This window comes from Cohnella suwonensis, assembly GCF_042655365.1.
GTDB classification, from domain to species: Bacteria; Bacillota; Bacilli; order Paenibacillales; family Paenibacillaceae; genus Cohnella; species Cohnella suwonensis.
Genome location: NZ_JBHSMH010000022.1, coordinates 38,398 through 55,404, shown reverse-complemented (window position 1 = coordinate 55,404; position 17,007 = coordinate 38,398). Strand labels below are relative to the sequence as shown.

General features: G+C 59.6%; 10 protein-coding genes and 1 pseudogene. 7 read left to right on the top strand and 4 right to left on the bottom strand.

The window, feature by feature from the left end:
- Positions 1–236: 236 nt before the first annotated feature.
- Positions 237–992: a glucose 1-dehydrogenase gene (locus ACFPPD_RS09455; RefSeq protein WP_209748904.1), complete on the bottom strand. Its 756-nt coding sequence runs from the start codon at positions 990–992 to the stop codon at positions 237–239.
- A 204-nt stretch (positions 993–1,196) separates the two neighbouring features.
- Between ACFPPD_RS09455 and ACFPPD_RS09450 the strand changes: the two genes are divergently transcribed.
- From ACFPPD_RS09450 to ACFPPD_RS09425, 6 genes and pseudogenes are all read left to right on the top strand, one after another.
- Positions 1,197–1,793 (top strand): TetR/AcrR family transcriptional regulator, encoded by a 597-nt coding sequence (locus ACFPPD_RS09450; protein WP_209748903.1) that lies wholly within the window; start codon positions 1,197–1,199, stop codon positions 1,791–1,793.
- Positions 1,794–1,897: 104 nt separating this feature from the next.
- A complete protein-coding gene (locus tag ACFPPD_RS09445) occupies positions 1,898–2,917 on the top strand; it encodes an SDR family oxidoreductase (protein WP_209748902.1) in 1,020 nt (339 codons plus the stop codon).
- A gap of 46 nt (positions 2,918–2,963) precedes the next feature.
- A pseudogene (locus ACFPPD_RS09440) lies at positions 2,964–4,444 on the top strand (FAD-binding dehydrogenase); the annotation flags it as partial.
- Positions 4,445–4,597: 153 nt separating this feature from the next.
- Positions 4,598–6,010: an MATE family efflux transporter gene (locus ACFPPD_RS09435; protein WP_209748901.1), complete on the top strand. Its 1,413-nt coding sequence runs from the start codon at positions 4,598–4,600 to the stop codon at positions 6,008–6,010.
- A 1,365-nt stretch (positions 6,011–7,375) separates the two neighbouring features.
- Positions 7,376–10,747, top strand: a complete 3,372-nt coding sequence (locus ACFPPD_RS09430; protein WP_378082022.1) for a X2-like carbohydrate binding domain-containing protein — start codon at positions 7,376–7,378, stop codon at positions 10,745–10,747.
- Between the two features lie 123 nt (positions 10,748–10,870).
- Positions 10,871–11,791 (top strand): sigma-70 family RNA polymerase sigma factor, encoded by a 921-nt coding sequence (locus tag ACFPPD_RS09425; RefSeq protein ID WP_209748899.1) that lies wholly within the window; start codon positions 10,871–10,873, stop codon positions 11,789–11,791.
- A gap of 8 nt (positions 11,792–11,799) precedes the next feature.
- On the opposite strand, the gene ACFPPD_RS09420 is transcribed toward ACFPPD_RS09425, so the two are convergent.
- On the bottom strand, positions 11,800–12,243 hold the full coding sequence (locus tag ACFPPD_RS09420) for a carboxymuconolactone decarboxylase family protein (protein WP_209748898.1): 444 nt from the start codon (positions 12,241–12,243) through the stop codon (positions 11,800–11,802).
- A 152-nt stretch (positions 12,244–12,395) separates the two neighbouring features.
- Between ACFPPD_RS09420 and ade the strand changes: the two genes are divergently transcribed.
- Positions 12,396–14,189 (top strand): adenine deaminase, encoded by a 1,794-nt coding sequence (gene ade, locus ACFPPD_RS09415; protein WP_209748897.1) that lies wholly within the window; start codon positions 12,396–12,398, stop codon positions 14,187–14,189.
- A gap of 455 nt (positions 14,190–14,644) precedes the next feature.
- Here ade and ACFPPD_RS09410 read toward each other — a convergent pair whose 3' ends face one another.
- Entirely contained in the window at positions 14,645–15,562 is a 918-nt protein-coding gene (locus tag ACFPPD_RS09410) for an RNA polymerase sigma-70 factor (RefSeq protein WP_209748896.1), read from the bottom strand.
- A 16-nt stretch (positions 15,563–15,578) separates the two neighbouring features.
- Positions 15,579–16,910, bottom strand: coding sequence for a phytoene desaturase family protein (locus ACFPPD_RS09405; RefSeq protein WP_209748895.1), 1,332 nt, complete (start codon positions 16,908–16,910; stop codon positions 15,579–15,581).
- Positions 16,911–17,007: the final 97 nt, after the last annotated feature.

Genomic DNA, 17,007 nt, shown 5'->3' with positions numbered 1-17,007 from the left:
TGTTTTCCGATTTTCGAGGAAAATGAGCTTTTTCAACTTAACAAACTGTAGTGGATGCAGGTGGTTGAGTCGTTTTGCCGATTGGGGATGGATCAACCTGCACTTTTACAGTTTGACTGGAACGGAAGCGCTTTGGCGGCGACAGCGGGCGGGCCAGGGAAAAGAGGTTTATCGACAAACGAAAGGGAACCGGAGACGACCTCCGGTTCCCTTTTTGCGTAAGCCATGCGATTCGATTATCTAGCCGTCCAGCCGCCGTCGACCGGCACCGTAACGCCGTTCACGAAGCTGGCGTCGTCGGATGCGAGGAACAGCGCCACGCGGGCGATTTCCATCGGATCGGCCATACGGGAAGGACCCGTATCGCGGATTGCCGCGAAGCCCAGCGCGCTCGGTTCGGTAATCGTGGAACTGATGTTCGTGTTCACGCCGCCGGGAGCGATCGCGTTGGCGCGGATTTTGCCTTCGCGTCCGTAGGTGGAGGCGATGTTCTTCGTCAAGCCGATGACGCCGTGCTTGGACGCGATGTAAGCCGCCCCGCCTCTGGCGCCGAAGAGGCCGCCGACGGAAGCGTTGTTAATGATGACGCCGCTGTCCTGTTCGACCATGTACTTAAGCGCGGCGCGGCTGCCGTAGAACACGCCGTTCAGGTTGACGCCCAGCACGCGATCCCATAGATCGTCTTTCACGTCGGCTACCGGCATGAAATTATCCATGATGCCCGCATTGTTCACCAAGACGTCGATCGAGCCGTACGTTTTGACGGCGGTATCGACCATGTTCACGACTTCTTCGTTCTTGGAGACGTTCACGACGATGGCGGTCGCTTCGCCGCCGGCGGCTTTGATCTCCGCGACGACCGCGTCCAGTGCGGCTTGATTCATGTCCGCGGCGACGACTTTCGCGCCTTCCTGCGCGTACAGCGTCGCGATCGCTTTGCCCATGCCGGAACCGGCACCCGTTACGACGGCTACTTTACCTTGCAATTTCATTTGATTTTCCTCCAGTCGGATAGATGATATTTGGCGAGAACAAAGCTATACTATCCATACAACAGTATGGTTAAAAATCACGTGTTTAGTATACTGCCGGCGGTAAAGGCTTACAATCGACAAAGAAGCGCCGTATGTACGTTAACGGACACGTGAAACGGCCATGTACGGGTTACGCCGAAATTTAAGACAAGGAGGACTACGATGTCTAATTCACCCACGAAGGACAAACGCATCGTCCGAACGGAAAAAGCGCTGAGGGACGCGCTGATCCAGCTGATGGAAACCAAAGATTTTCGAGCGATCACGATCAAGGAGATCATCGGGCTCGCGGATTACAACCGAGGCACCTTCTATGCCCATTATCCGCACAAGGATGCGTTGCTCGAAGCGATGGTGAAGGACTTGATCGAAGGCTTCATTCAGGCGTATCGCGAACCGTACTTGGATAAGTCTGAGCTCAACATCGACGAACTATCCGTTTCAGGCATCAAGATCTTCGGGTATATCGAGCAGAACGCCAAAGTGTTCCGCCTGCTGCTGAACAGCGAATACATTCCGCACTTCCAAGACCGGCTGGCGGACGCGATGCGCAACGTCATCGAGAAGGACTTCGTCCCTCCGTCGGGCGCCGGCGTTAATCACGAGTTATACGTCTACCATCAGACCTACGCCATCTTCGGCCTCATCCAATTCTGGGTCAAGTCGGACTTCGCCTATACGGCCCAGTACATGACGAATCAGCTCTTGATTCTGATCAACCTTCAGCGCCTCTCGATCAAGGTCACCCCGAACAAATAAACGATCGTCCAAGCCGGCGCGTCGAAAATGGTTATCCGTATCCGATTTTAGTGATATGTTAGAAGAAGCTGCCCATCAATCCCTTTTTATCGGAGGCGACGTTTATGAAAGCGCTTTTTATCGGAGGTACGGGAACGATCAGTTCCGCGATTACGAAACGATTGGCGGAGCAAGGGCGCGAGCTGTATTTGCTCAATAGAGGTACGCGCAACGGGGAGTTGCCCGCCGGCGTGAAGATCATCGAAGCGGACATCAACGACGAGAAACAAGTCGCGAAGCTGATCGAAGGCATGCGGTTCGACGTCGTGGCGGACTTCATCGCGTTCGTACCGTCGCAGCTCGAGCGGGATTACCGGCTGTTCGCCGGCAAGACGAAGCAGTTCATGTTCATCAGCTCGGCATCGGCCTACCAGACGCCGCTGTCGGACTATCGCATTACGGAAGGTACGCCTCTATCGAATCCCTATTGGGAGTATTCGAGAAACAAGATCGCCTGCGAGGAGTTCCTGATCAAGCAATACCGCGAGCAAGGCTTCCCGATCACGATCGTCCGGCCGAGCCATACGTACGACGAACGCTCGATTCCGCTCGGCGTTCACGGGAGCAAGGGCACGTGGCAAGTCGCGAAGCGGATGCTGGAAAATAAACCGGTCATCATCCACGGAGACGGAACCTCGTTATGGACGATGACGCACAATAGCGACTTCGCCAAAGGCTTCATCGGCCTAATGGGCAACATTCACGCCATCGGCGAGACGGTACATATCACGTCGGACGAGTCGGTGACGTGGAACCAGATTTACGAGGTCATCGCGGATGCGCTCGGCGTGAAGCTGAACGCCGTCCACGTGTCGTCTTCGTTCCTGGACGCGTGCAGCACGGAGGATTACCGCGGGGGCTTGCTCGGCGACAAGGCGAACACCGTCGTCTTCGACAATAGCAAGCTGAAGCGGCTCGTACCCGACTTCGTCGCGACGGTGCGGCTCGATCAAGGGTTGAAGCGGACGGTCGAGCATATTCTCGCGCATCCCGAGCTTCAGGCCGAGGATCCGAAGTTCGACGCATGGTGCGACAAGGTAATCGCGGCGCTGGACGCGGCCGTCGCGGCGGTTAACGCGGAATAAGCCCGGAACGGACATCAGCATCATCGGGGAAAAGGGAGAGGTCGCCGTGGATTACGATGTCATCGTGGTAGGAGCGGGGTTGGCGGGCTTGGTGGCGACGGCGGAGATCGCCGACGCGGGCAAGAAGGTATTGCTGTTGGATCAAGAGCCGGAAGCTTCGTTCGGAGGTCAGGCTTGGTGGTCGTTCGGAGGCTTGTTCCTCGTCGACTCCCCGGAGCAGCGCCGGCTGGGCATCAAGGACTCCCATGAGCTGGCTTGGCAAGATTGGATGGGCTCGGCGGGCTTCGACCGGGAAGCGGACGAGGACGCATGGGGACGCCGGTGGGCGGAAGCTTACGTGAAGTTCGCGGCGGGAGAGAAACGCGAATGGCTGCGCGGCATGGGCGTGAGGTTCTTCCCCGTCGTCGGCTGGGCGGAGCGCGGCGGTTACCTCGCCGACGGGCACGGCAATTCCGTGCCGAGATTCCACATCGTCTGGGGAACGGGCCCGGGCATCGTCGCGCCGTTCGAGAAGCGGGTTCGCGAGCATATGAGCCGGGGACGGGTCGACTATCGTCCCCGTCACCAAGTCGATCGGCTTCTTCTGGAGGGCGGCGCCGTAATCGGCGTCGGCGGTTCGATTCTCGTGCCGAGCGAAGCGGCGCGGGGCGAGCCGAGCTCGCGTGAAGCCGTCGGCCCGGCGAGCCGCCGCGGCGCATGCTCTCGGGCGTGCCCGCCCACGTCGACGGGCGTTTGCTCGGCATCGCGGAAGCGGCGGGCGGACGCATCGTCAACCGCGACCGGATGTGGCATTACACGGAAGGGCTGGCGAATTGGAATCCCGTATGGGACCGGCACGGCATTCGCGTTCTGCCCGGGCCTTCGTCCATGTGGTTCGACGCGCGGGGCAAGCGCTTCGGGGCGCCGAATTTCCCCGGCTTCGACACGCTAGGCACGTTAGAGGCGATCCAGCGGAGCGGCTACGATTATTCGTGGTTCGTGCTGACGAAGAAGATCATTAAGAAGGAATTCGCGCTGTCCGGCTCGGAACAGAATCCGGATCTGACCGGCAAGAACATTCGCAAGGTGCTCGGCCGGGCGGTCTCCGGGCCGGCTCCGGTCAAGGCGTTCATGGAGAACGGCGAGGACTTCGTCATCTCGGATAACCTCCCGGAGCTGGTCGCCGGCATGAACAGGCTGACGGGGGACGACTTGATCGATCTCGCCGATCTGGAACGCCAGATTCGGGCCCGCGACCGCGAGATGGACAACGCGTTCACGAAAGACCTGCAGATTACGGCGCTTCGGGGCGCTCGCCATTATATCGGAGACAAGATCATCCGGGCGGCGAAGCCGCACAAGCTGCTCGATCCGAAGAACGGGCCGCTCATCGCCGTTCGCCTGCGCATCGTCAGCCGCAAGACGCTCGGCGGGCTGCAGACGGATCTGTCCGGCCGGGTGTTGGACGCTTCCGGGATGCCGGTTCCCGGCTTGTACGCCGCGGGCGAAGCTTCCGGGTTCGGCGGCGGCGGGCAGGGCGGTCGCCGCGGCTCTTCCAACGAAACGCGATTGACAGCTTTCCGCGCCCGTGGTACCTTCGCTATATCGTTAATCTAAAGGCAATGCAACCTTCGGGTTCAACCTCGCTACATACGGGTTGAACCCTTTGCGTTTTCTTCGGAAGAATAGGAGCAAGCCCCAATGAAATCCATTTCCGACCCATCGACGCCGTCCTGGCGCAAACTGTCCCTGTTCGCCGTCACGTGGCCGATCTTCCTCGATACGCTGCTGCGGATGTTTCACGGCTCGGCCGACGTGTTCATGATGAGCCAGGTGTCCGATCTCGCGACGGGCGCCGTCGGCATATCCAACGAGATCATCTACTTCTGCATCACGATGTTCGGCTTCGTCGGCATCGGCACGAGCATCGTCGTGGCCCAGTATATCGGAGCCGGGCGGGAGCGGGAAGCGAGCCGGATCTCGGCGCACGCGATCTCGATCAATTTCCTGTTCGGCCTGATCGTCAGCGCCGCTCTCGTCGTTTGCGCGGAGCCGCTCATGAGGCTTCTGAACTTGGACGCCGAGCAGATCGGCATCGCGAGCCGGTATTTGAAGATCATCGGCGGCTTCATCTGGATCGAGGCGCTGTCTTACGCGATCTCTTCGATTATTCGGTCGCAAGGAAGGACGAAGGACGTCCTGTTCGTCACTCTCGGCGTGAACGCGGTGCATCTCGTCGGCAATTACCTGCTGATCTTCGGCCATGCCGGATTCCCGGAGATGGGCGTTACGGGTGCCGCCGTCTCCGCCGTCGTCAGCCGGGCGCTCGGCATCGTCGTTCTGTTCATGATCTTGTACCGCCGCGCGTTGTCGCCGATCCGCTTGAAGGATTACGTGAAATGGAAAGGCGAGTACGTAAAGCAGATTCTTGGCGTCGGCCTGCCGGCCGCGGGCGAACATCTCGCTTGGCAGGGGCAATACATGATGATCATGAGCTTCATCAATATCATCGGAGTGACCGCGCTATCCGCCCATATCTATATCATGAATATTTCGCACTACTTCTTCTCCCTGGCGTTCGCGATCGGCATCGGCACGGAAATCATCGTCGGTCAGATGGTCGGGGCGGGCGAGAATCGAGCGGCATACGAACGGCTGATGCGAAGCGTGAAGATCAGCTTCGTCGTGACGCTGGCGGTCGTCGGCGCGGCGGCGTTCTTCCGCGAAGGCATCGTCGGCCTGTTCACCGAAGACGCGGAGATTCTCGCGATGGCGACAGGAATCCTGCTGCTATCGGTCGTCTTGGAGCCGGGCCGGACGTTTAATCTCGTCGTCATCGCCTCGCTGAGGGCGGCGGGAGACGCGCGGTTCCCCGTGTTCGTCGGCGTCATCTCCATGTGGGGCGTGGCGGTCCCTCTGGCCTACGCGCTCGGCATTCACTACGGCATGGGGCTGTTCGGCATATGGATCGCGTTCGCGGTCGACGAATGGCTGCGGGGCCTGATTATGCTGCTTCGGTGGAAAAGCCTGGCGTGGCAGCGGTATTCCCTTGTTGGACCGCAAAAGGAGCCGGGCGCGCCGGTCGGGCAGCCAGCGAGCACGCAGTCGCTTTAATGCACCCCAATTTCGCCAGTTCGGCAATGCCCGGTTTAGATGCCGATGAGTAACTATATAGGTTGAACCTAAAACTACCCTGTCCCCGGCGGAGATCGTCGCGCTGTACAAGGCGCCTTCGCCACGAGCCGGTTATTCAGCTTCGCGCGAAGCCGAGCGATCTTCGGCGTAACGTACGTCTATCCGGTGTTCAAGGTTCGCGTCGTCCAGTTCGGCAACGACGACTTCTCCGACTTCTACGGCAACTACAACAGTAGTTCGACTAAACCCAACTACAGCACCGTAACCCGGCCAACCGAGGGCAGTAGTTCGACTAAACCCAACTGCAGCGCCGCAACCCGGCCAACCGAGAGCAGTAGTTCGACTATACCCAACTACAGCGCCGCAACCCGGCCAACCGAGAGCAGTAGTTCGACTAAACCCAACTACAGCCGTAAACCGACCAACCGAGAGCAGTAGTTCGACTAAACCCAACTACAGCGCTGTAACCCAGCCAACCGAGAGCAGTAGTTCGACTAAACCCAACTACAGCGTCGTAACCCGGCCAACCGAGGGCAGTAGTTCGACTAAACCCAACCACAGCGCCGTAACCCGGCCAACCGAGAGCAGTAGTTCGACTAAACCCAACTACAGCGAGGAAATCCGGTCATCCGCAAGCAGTAGTTCGACTAATCCCAACTACAGCGCCGTAACCCGGCCAACCGAGAGCAGTAGTTCGACTAAACCCAACTACAGCGCCGCAACCCGGCCAACCGAGGGCAGTAGTTCGACTAAATGGGGTTGGAACGATTGAACGTTACTGCATCATCTTATTGTCCATCAAAATCCGAAATCGGCGTGAATAACAGGATGCCGCAATCTTATTTTACTCCAGTTCCGAAGATGGGCTTCAGGTACTTGGATCTCGATACTTAAGTTCAACGTACATAGACCGGGCATTTTCGTGGGTTGGCGGAGAAAACGGTGCGATCGCGGCAGGGGGCGGTTGGAAAACGGTTCGAAAACAACCGACGGCCGTCCGTCGCCCGCGACCGTTTTCACTCCCGAACGAAGCTCGGTCTCTAGTACAATGAAAGCGCAATCTTTTCCTCTTTGGATCTCCCGCAACGGAAACCTTCAGTCCTCTATGCAATCGCTTCTCTTCTCGCACCTCGGTCAACACCCTACGAGCAATACCTACCTTTACCGTCCATTACGCATTAAGATATCGAGCTCCGAGTTCATCCAATCGATTCAGGATTCAGTCCAAGTCCGTAAACGGAAAGGGGGTGATTTTTGTCGTGGCGCGGGGGAGCAGCGAATAGGGCTTCCTGCCGCCTTGAATCGGTATTCTATCTTACCATTCATAAGGAGGTTTCGATCGTGATTAAGAAGTTGATCCGCAAGTCGGGCTTGGTTGTTTTGCTGGCGTCCGTCGTGGTGCCGTTCTTCTCGGCGCCGCAGGCGAAGGTTCATGCCGCCGGAAGCGAAGCGTACAATTGGAAGAGCGTCGTCACGGGAGCCGGGGGAGGCTTCGTGCCGGGCATTATCTTTAACCAGACGCAGCCGAACTTGATTTACGCGCGAACCGATATCGGAGGAGCGTACCGGTGGAACCAGACGACCGGCAGCTGGATTCCGCTTAACGATTCGGTCGGCTGGACGGATTGGAACAAGAACGGAGTCGATGCGCTCGCCACCGACCCGATCGATCCGAACCGCGTGTACATGGCTACGGGCACGTACACGAACGCTTGGGACGACAACGGCCAGATCATGCGTTCTACCGATCAAGGGGCGACTTGGCAGACGACGGCGCTCCCGTTCAAAGTCGGCGGCAACATGCCGGGCAGGTCGATGGGCGAGCGGCTAATGATCGATCCGAACAAGAACAGTATCTTGTTCTACGGCGCGCGTAGCGGCAACGGGCTATGGAAGAGCACGGACTACGGAGTCACTTGGGCGAAGGTGACGAGCTTCACGAATACGGGCACTTACATTCAGTTCCCGGGTCAGGAGTACGGCAGCGATACCGTCGGCCTCGCTTGGATCACGTTCGATAAGAGCACGGGAAGCTTGGGCAACGCGACGCAGACGATCTACGTCGGCGTGGCGGATACCGGGAACAGCGTTTTCAAGAGCACGGACGGCGGCGCGACTTGGGCGGCCGTACCGGGGCAGCCGACAGGGTATTTGCCGCACCACGGCGTGTTGTCCTCCACGGGCAAGCTTTATATTAGCTACAGCAACGGCGTTGGACCTTACGACGGGTCCAAAGGCGACGTCTGGAAGCTGGATACCGCGACGGGAACGTGGACCCTAATCAGTCCGGTTCCGGGCAGCAGCACGGACAATTATTACGGTTACGGCGGACTTGCGGTCGACGCGCAGAATCCGAACACCGTCATGGTCGCCACGCTTAACTCCTGGTGGCCGGACGCGATCATTTTCCGCAGCACGGACGGCGGAACGACGTGGAGCCGGATCTGGGACTGGAACGGCTACCCGAACCGCACGCTTCGGTACTCGCAGGACATCTCGGCCGCTCCGTGGCTGACGTTCGGGAAGACGGCAGCTCCGCCGATTCCTTCCCCTTTGATTGGCTGGATGATAGGCGATCTGGAGATCGATCCGTTTAACTCGAACCGGATGCTGTACGGAACCGGGGCGACGATCTACGGCTCTAACAATTTGACGGCCTGGGATACCGGGGGGACGGTGAACATCGCGGTTGCGGCCAAGGGTATCGAAGAAACGGCGGTGCTCGGCCTGATCAGCCCTCCTTCCGGCACTTCCCATCTCATTAGCGCGCTCGGCGACATCTCCGGCTTCAGGCATGAGGATCTGACCCAGGCGCCGACGACTTATCAGACGCAGCCGTCTTACGCGTCGACGCAAAGCATCGACTACGCGGAGCTGAATCCTTCCTTTATGGTTCGGATCGGAAGCGCCGATAAGTCCGCCGACGCGAACATGAAATCGATCGGTCTATCGAGCGACGGGGGATCGAACTGGTATATGCCGAGCTCCGAACCGTCGAACGGCACGACGACGACGGTCGGCAACGGTCAAGTCGCCGTATCGGCGAACGGGAACGCGATCGTGTGGAGCACGGGCGACATCGGCGTGTACTATTCCAAGACGTCCGGTAATTCCTGGACCGCGAGCACGGGCGTTCCCGCGAAAGCGAAGGTGCTGTCCGACCGCGTTAACCCGAACAAATTTTATGCGTTCTACGCCGGCACCTTCTACATCAGCACGGACGGCGGGGTTACGTTTACCGCTACGGCGGCGACGGGATTGCCGACGAACGACGTGGCCGGCCTGCAGCCGAACCAAGCCCAACTCAGCATCAAAGCCGTTCCGGGCATCGAAGGGGACATCTGGTTCGCCGGAGGCAATACGGTGGAATCGAAATACGGCTTATGGCATTCCACCAACTCCGGAGCGAGCTTCTCCAAGCTGACGAACGTGCAGGAAGCGGACTTGATCGGCTTCGGCATGGCCGCGCCGGGTCAAAGCTACCAAGCGCTCTATACCGTAGCGAAGATCGATGGCGTGCGCGGCGTGTTCCGCTCCGACGATACGGGCGCGACCTGGGTCCGGATCAACGACGATCAGCACCAATACGCCAAGATCAATATGGCGATCACCGGCGATCCGCGAATTTACGGACGCGTCTACCTCGGCACGAACGGACGCGGCATTTTATACGCCGATCCGGTCAATGTGACGAGCAATTCCACGATCAGCCCTACGACCGCCACGTTCGACAAGAAGACGGCCAATCAGGCCGACATCGCCGTGACGATGACGCTGAACGGCAATACGCTGAGCAGCATCAAGAACGGAACGGCGACACTCGTGTCGGGCACGGACTATACGGTTTCCGGCTCCGCCGTCACGATCAAGAAAGCATACTTGGCCGCGCAAGCGGTCGGGACGACGACGCTCACCTTTACGTTTAGCGCCGGCGCCACGCAAAACCTCGCGGTAAGCATTGTCGACACATCGGTCGTGAGCTCCACGATTAGCCCGACGACCGCCGCGTTCGACAAGAAGACGGCCAATCAGGCCGACATCGCCGTGACGATGACGCTGAACGGCAACACGCTCAGCAGCATTAAGAACGGAACGGCGACGCTTGTCTCGGGCACGGACTATACGGTTTCCGGCTCCGCCGTCACGATCAAGAAAGAGTACTTGGCCGCGCAGGCGGTCGGGACGACGACGCTCTCGTTCAACTTCAGCGCGGGCTCCGCGGCGAATCTCGCCGTCACCGTCGTCGATACGACCGGCATGACAAGCAGCTTGAAGGTCCAAATGTACAACGGGACGACGACGTCTGCGTCGAATACGCTCAATCCGCGGTTCAAGCTCGTCAACACCGGAACGTCCGCCGTCACGCTGTCGAACGTGAAGCTCAGATACTATTACACGATCGACGGAGTGCAAGCGCAAAGCTTCTGGTGCGACTGGTCGACGATCGGCAGCTCCAATGTCACCGGTTCCTTCATTAGCATGACGACTCCGAAAACGGGGGCGGACTATTACCTGGAAATCGGCTTCACGAGCGGAGCGGGTTCCCTGGCCGCCGGTCAGAGTATCGAGATCCAAACCCGGTCCTCGAAATCGGACTGGACGAATTACACGCAAACGGGCGACTATTCGTTCGATTCCACGGATACGAGCTACGTCGACTGGACGAAGGTTCCCGCCTACGTGTCCGGAAGCTTGGCTTGGGGCGTCGAACCGTAATCGTTAAGCAAGCGGCATAAGCGCAAGAGGGCTTTCCCTACGTCATCGCGGATGACGGGGGAAAGCCTTTTTTTCTCATCCGAGGGCAATTTGGTATAATAGCGGCAAAGGGGAGCGGAGCGAATGGCGACACAAGAAGCGCACTACGCGGAACACCGGCCGATGCTGTTCGGGCTAGCTTACCGCATGCTCGGCAGCGCGTCGGACGCGGAGGATATCGTCCAAGACGTGTTCGCCCGGTACATGCGGCTGGATGCGGCCGGCATCGGGAACGAGAAAGCGTATTTGGCGAAAATGACGACCAACCGCTGCCTTAATGAGCTTCAATCGTCGAAACGACGGCGCGAAGCGTATACGGGATCTTGGTTGCCGGAGCCGCTGCCGGACGAGGCCGCAGGCGGACGCGGGGGCGAGGGTTACTGGAGCGATCCGGCGGAGCGCCGGGGAAATATCGGCTACGCCTATCTCGTCCTGCTGCAGAAGCTGTCGCCGCTCGAGCGGGCGATCTACGTATTGAAGGAAACGATAGGCTTCGAGTACGCGGACTTGGCGGACATGCTCGACAAGACGGAAGCGAGCTGCCGGAAGACGTTCAGCCGGGCGCAGGCGAAGGTCAAGGAAGCGGCTCCCTCCGCGTCTTCCGCTCCGCCCTCCTCGCTGGACGAGGAGAGGGAAGAGGCCCGCGAACGGTTCATCGACGCTTTCCTGCGCGCTTCCGACACGGGGAACTTCAAGCCGCTCCTGTCTTTCCTGCTGGACGAAGTGACGCTCTTGTCGGACGGCGGCGGCAAAGTCCGCACGGCGCTCAACCCGATTATCGGCATCGGACGCGTCCAGGCGTTCTTCGAGGGGATCGTCGCCAAAGGCGCGTTCAAGGAAGGCTTTCGGCGCGTTCGCTTGAACGGAGAGCCCGGGCTAGCGCTGTACAGGGACGGACAAGCGACGATCGTTCTCTGCCTGGAAATGGAAAGGGAGCCCGAGGGCTCCCGCGTTCGCAGTATTTATATGGTGCGTAACCCGGATAAGCTGACGCGCTTCGGTTAGCTTAGCGGTCAGAAGCAGCCCGGGAACATGCCCGTGCCGACGCCGATGCGGTTCCAGGCGTTGATGACGCTGATCGCCATGAGCAGGTCGACGTATTGCTTCTCGTCGAAGTGGGCGCGAACGCGAGCGTAGACGTCGTCCGGAACGCCCGCCTCGGACAGCTTCGTGGCGTATTCGGTCAGCTCGAGCACGGCGCGTTCCGCGTCCGAGTAGATTGGCGTTTCGCGCCAAGCGGACAGCAGCAGCAGCCGGTCCACGCTCTCGCCCATGGCGAGCAAATCCTTCGAGTGCATATCGATGCAGTACGAGCAGCCGTTGATCTGCGAGGCGCGCAGCTTGATGAACTCGTAAGTTTTTTTGTCCAAGCCGGATTTCACGATAAATTGCTCCAGATCCAGCATCGCCTTGTAAGCCTCGGGATTCGCTTGTTGACTCTTGATTCTCAGTTCCATCTTCAATCGCTCCTTGTCGTTTGCCTCGACGTCCGGCCGGACCGTCGAAGGCGTGTTTGCTTGGTTACATAGATATGACAGCTAGAGAATTCGTTTTGTGACATCGCATCGATCGTCATTCGATCTTTAACCAAAAAGGAGTCAGAATGCCCATGAAACCGAGAAATCAACTGCACGAAGTCAGCCGGACGCTCGCCCAAGTCGCGCTGGGGCAGGCTTTCGCGGACGTCGTCGTCCGGGGAGGCAAGCTCGTGAACGTGTTCTCCGGAGAAATATTGGATAATATCGACGTCGCGATCGCGGCGGGCAGAGTCGCCTACGTCGGCAACGCGGCGCGCGCGATCGGGCCGGAGACGAAGGTCGTCGACGCCCAAGGCCGCTACATCGCGCCGGGGTTGCTGGACGGACATATGCACGTCGAGAGCACGATGCTCTCCGTGACCGAATTCGCCCGGGCGGCGCTTGCGAAGGGGACGACCGGCATCTTCATGGATCCGCACGAGATCGCCAACGTGTTCGGTTCGGAAGGCGTCCGCCTCATGCACGAGGAAGGGCAGCGATTGCCGCTGAAGGTGTTCACGACATTCCCGTCCTGCGTGCCGGCGACGAACGATCTGGAGGACGCGGGCGCGCGCCTCGAAGTCGCCGATATCGAAGAGGGCCTGAAGTGGAACAACGTGGTCGGGTTGGGAGAAGTCATGAACTTCCCGGGCGTCGTGTACGGCGATCCGAAAATGCTCGGGGAAATCGAAGCGACGATGAGAAGCGGCGGCACCGTGACGGGACATTTTCCAAGCGACGACGATCCGATGCTCCAAGCCTACATCGCTTCCGGGGTTACCTCCGACCACGAGACCATCACGCGCGAGCAAGGGCTGCATAAGGTCCGCATGGGCATGCATCTCATGATTCGCGAAGGCTCCGCGTGGCACGACGTGAAGGAAGTCATCAAGATCGTTACCGAGGACAAGGTCAACACGGATAACATATCCCTCGTCACCGACGACGTCATGCCGCAGACGCTCGTCGAGAAGGGGCATATCAACCACGTCGTGAGACGCGCGATCGAAGAGGGCGTCGACCCGGTGACGGCGATCCGGATGGCGACGATCAACGTCGCGCGCTACTTCAAGCTCGACCAGGATCTCGGCGGCATCGCGCCGGGCAAGTGCGCGGATATTCTGCTCATCGACGATCTGCGCGACATGACGCCTTCGACGGTCCTCGCGGACGGGCAAGTCGTTTACGACAATGGCGCTTATGCGGCGGAATTTCCGAACTTCGTATATCCCGAGCATATCCGCAATTCGATGAACGTGAAGAGGGCGCTGACGCCGGACGACTTTAAGCTCGCGAGCCGCCGCCCGGGCCAAGACCATACCCGGGTCAACGTCATCGGCGCGATCGAGAACAGCGCGAGAACGGAGAAGCGGACGGCGACGCTTCGCGTCGAGAACGGCATCGTTCTGCCGGACCCGGAGCAAGACGTGATCCGGCTCGCTTGCATCGAGCGCCATCGCGGCACGGGCGAGATCTCGCTCGCGTTCGCGCAAGGGTTCCGATTGAAATCGGGAGCGGTCGCGTCCACGGTCGCGCACGATAGCCATAACCTGCTCGTCATGGGCACGAACGAGGCCGACATGGCTTTCGCGGCGAACGAGCTCGTCCGCATCGGAGGAGGCATGATCGTCGTCGAGGACGGCCGGGTGCTCGCGGAAGTGCCGATGGCGATCGCGGGCCTCATGTCCGAGAAGTCGCTGGATGAAGTCGTTGTCGAGGTCGCGCGGATGGAAGACGCGTGGAAGCGGATCGGCTGCCCGCTGAACGCGCCGTTCATGACGTTCTCGCTCATCGCGCTGCCGGTCATCCCGGAAATCCGCATCACGAACCGCGGCTTGGCGGACGTGACGCGGTTTAAGCTGATCGACGTGGAGATCTTGGAGTAATTCGACGACGCGTCCTTCCAGACGCGAACGTTCTGCCGCGAATGTCGTCGGATGGCTTTGCACGGAATGAGGGACCGCCGTTCTCGCCGATGCCGCCGAACCGCTGACGACTGTCCGGTAACAATCGCGTCCATGCTTTGCCATTATGGCACCGATGGACCAGACAAACTGCAAATGTGCAGTTTGTTTGGGCTAGATCTTCAAAGTTTGTGGACAACCAGCAAAAATGCAGTTTGTTTGCCGATTTTTATGGAAAATGAGCCCTTTCAACTCAACAAACTGTAGTGGGCGCAGGTTGTTCGGTCGTTTTGCCGATTTGGGATGGATCAACCTGTACTTTTGCAGTTTGTCTGGATCAGCAGCGCTTTGGCGACGACTGAAACCCGAGAGATCGCGTTCCATCAGGCCCGTGTTTACGCCAAAATGGTTTCTCTTCGTCCTTCGTCGTGAATAGCTTACTGCACGCGAGTCAGCTTATCCGGGTTAACGACGATGTAGATCCCGTCGATCCGATCGGCCGTCGCCCGGAAGGAGATGACGCTTTGCGTCCGTCCGCCTTCGTACGTGACGATGCCGGGCAGGCCGTTGACCGTCGCGACTCGGAAGGAAAAGCTGGAGGACTGTTTCTTCGACAAGCCCTCGAAAAACTTGGCGATGCGTTCCGCGCCTTCGATCGGGCGGATAGCCGCGTTGACTTTGCCGCCGCCGTCCGACAGCAGCGTGACATCCGCGGATAGCACGTTCATGAGCTGTCCCGGATTGCCGGCGGCCAAGGCGGCGATGAACCGGGCGACCAGATCGGCGACTTTGCGGGCGGTATCGTCCGATCCCGGCATCGCGGTTGCCCATTGCCCATCTCCGTCTCCGTCCGGGGAATGCTGTCCAATGCTGCGCTTGGCGCGCGAGAAAATCTGCCTGCAATTCGAGGGACTCTTGCCCACGATGCCGGCGATCTCGTCGTATTCGTATTGAAGGGCTTCCCGGAGCAGGAAGACGGCGCGTTCCGTCGATGATAACTGCTGCAGCAGCAAGAGATATGCGGTAGACAGCGATTCGTTCCGCGCATAAGAGCTGTAAGGATCGCCATTCCCGATCGGGCTCTCGACGAGAGGCTCGGGCAGCCAAGGACCGACGTAGATTTCGCGCCGGCTTTGCGCCGATCGCAGGCGATCGATGCAACGGTTGGTGGCGATTTTGCATAAATAGGCTTTCGTGTTCTGGATCGCTTCCTGGGATGCGTCCTTCAGGGAGAGGAACGCGTCGTGAACGACGTCTTCGGCGTCGGCCGCGCTTCCCAGCATCCGATAGGCCAAGGAGAAGAGCAAAGGTTTGTACGTTTGATAGATTTCGTCCGTGAATAGAGATTCCGTCATGGGGAGGTCCCCTTTCTTAGCGATGTGCGGCCAACGCGCGTCCGGCGTCTCCCGTTCCTTCGCGCGCAAGCTCTTCGATGATTCGCTTCGAAGCTCTCCGGGCGCTGGCAGCTGCCGCGTCCAAGAGCCATTCTCCGTGGCTCGCCCAATCTCCTGCCACGTAGAGGCCGCGAATTTCCGGGACGGCCGGTCCCGGCCGCCGGTCTCTCCGGCGGAGATGCATGAAATCGTGGCAGACGGTCATCGTCGGAAGAAACTGCTTCCCGACGAGCTCGGCTTGCCAATTCGGATGGAGCAGCGTCATCGCCTGCTCGAGAATCCGCTCGTCCTCTTGCGGATTTCCTTCTCCCGCCATGTTGTATTTGACGAGGTGAACGACTTGGTCGCCGTTATCGCTAAGCTTGGCGCCGAACGAGTGGTTCGAAGCGAAGATCGGCCTATCGAGCCCGATGGCGAGGTTGCGGCCGGGCACCGGCAGCTTGCGAAGGGCGAGGTCGAGACAGGCCGCCATCGCGGGCCGCGCGTCTTCTTTCCATCCGCGAAGCGCCGTATGGTCCGCGTCGCGGACGAGCCGAAACGTCTCGCGCGGAGCCAGCGCGCTAACGACGCGCGGTACGCTCAGCGTCGTGCCGTCGCTTAGCCTCAATCCGAGGACCGCGCCGTCATGCTCGATGTCCGCGACGCTTTGCCCCGTCAAGATCGTCGCGCCCGAGCGAAGCGCCAGATCGCGCAGTTGATCGACGATCGTCTGCCAGCCCCCGTCCAAGTAGCGGATTCTGTCCTTGCGAAGGGAGCGTTCGAGTTGCCGAAGGACGGGGCCGGCGATCGGAAGGTCGATGTCCTTGTTGTACGTCGACGTCCGGCATAGCGCGTACGTCATGTTCCTGACCATCGGGTCGCGGATTTCCCGTTCGGCCCATTCCCGCAAGCTTATTTCGGACAAGGCTTCCGTATCGAGCTTCGGAAGCTTCGTCATGATTCGGGCCAGCTCGATTTTGCCCGGCCACGACAGAAGCTTGGAGGTCAACAGGGCGGCAGCCCCTCCGGGCAGAGGCGGAAGCTTCCCGTTCCAGATGCCGACGCCTTTCGTCTGCGGCGGTCCGCCGTCCAGCCGCAATCCGTATTCCCGGAAGATCGCATTCGCTTCGCCGTCGAGGTAGAGCGCATGGCCTCCGAGATTAAACCGGGCGCCGTTCTTCTCTACGGTCATCGCCCGGCCTCCGAGCTTGTGAGCTTTCTCCAACAAGACGACCGACAGGCCCGAACGCGCCAAATCGATCGCCGCGATCAAGCCGGCCGCCCCTCCTCCGATGACGGCGACGTCGTAAGCGTTCGCGTTGTTTTCCATATTCCGATTCCTCCTCGAATTCGATCTGCAACTAAGACGGGGGAGCGTCCGAATTTGTGACAAAGGTAGAATCTGGAATATTAAGGATGGCCTATAT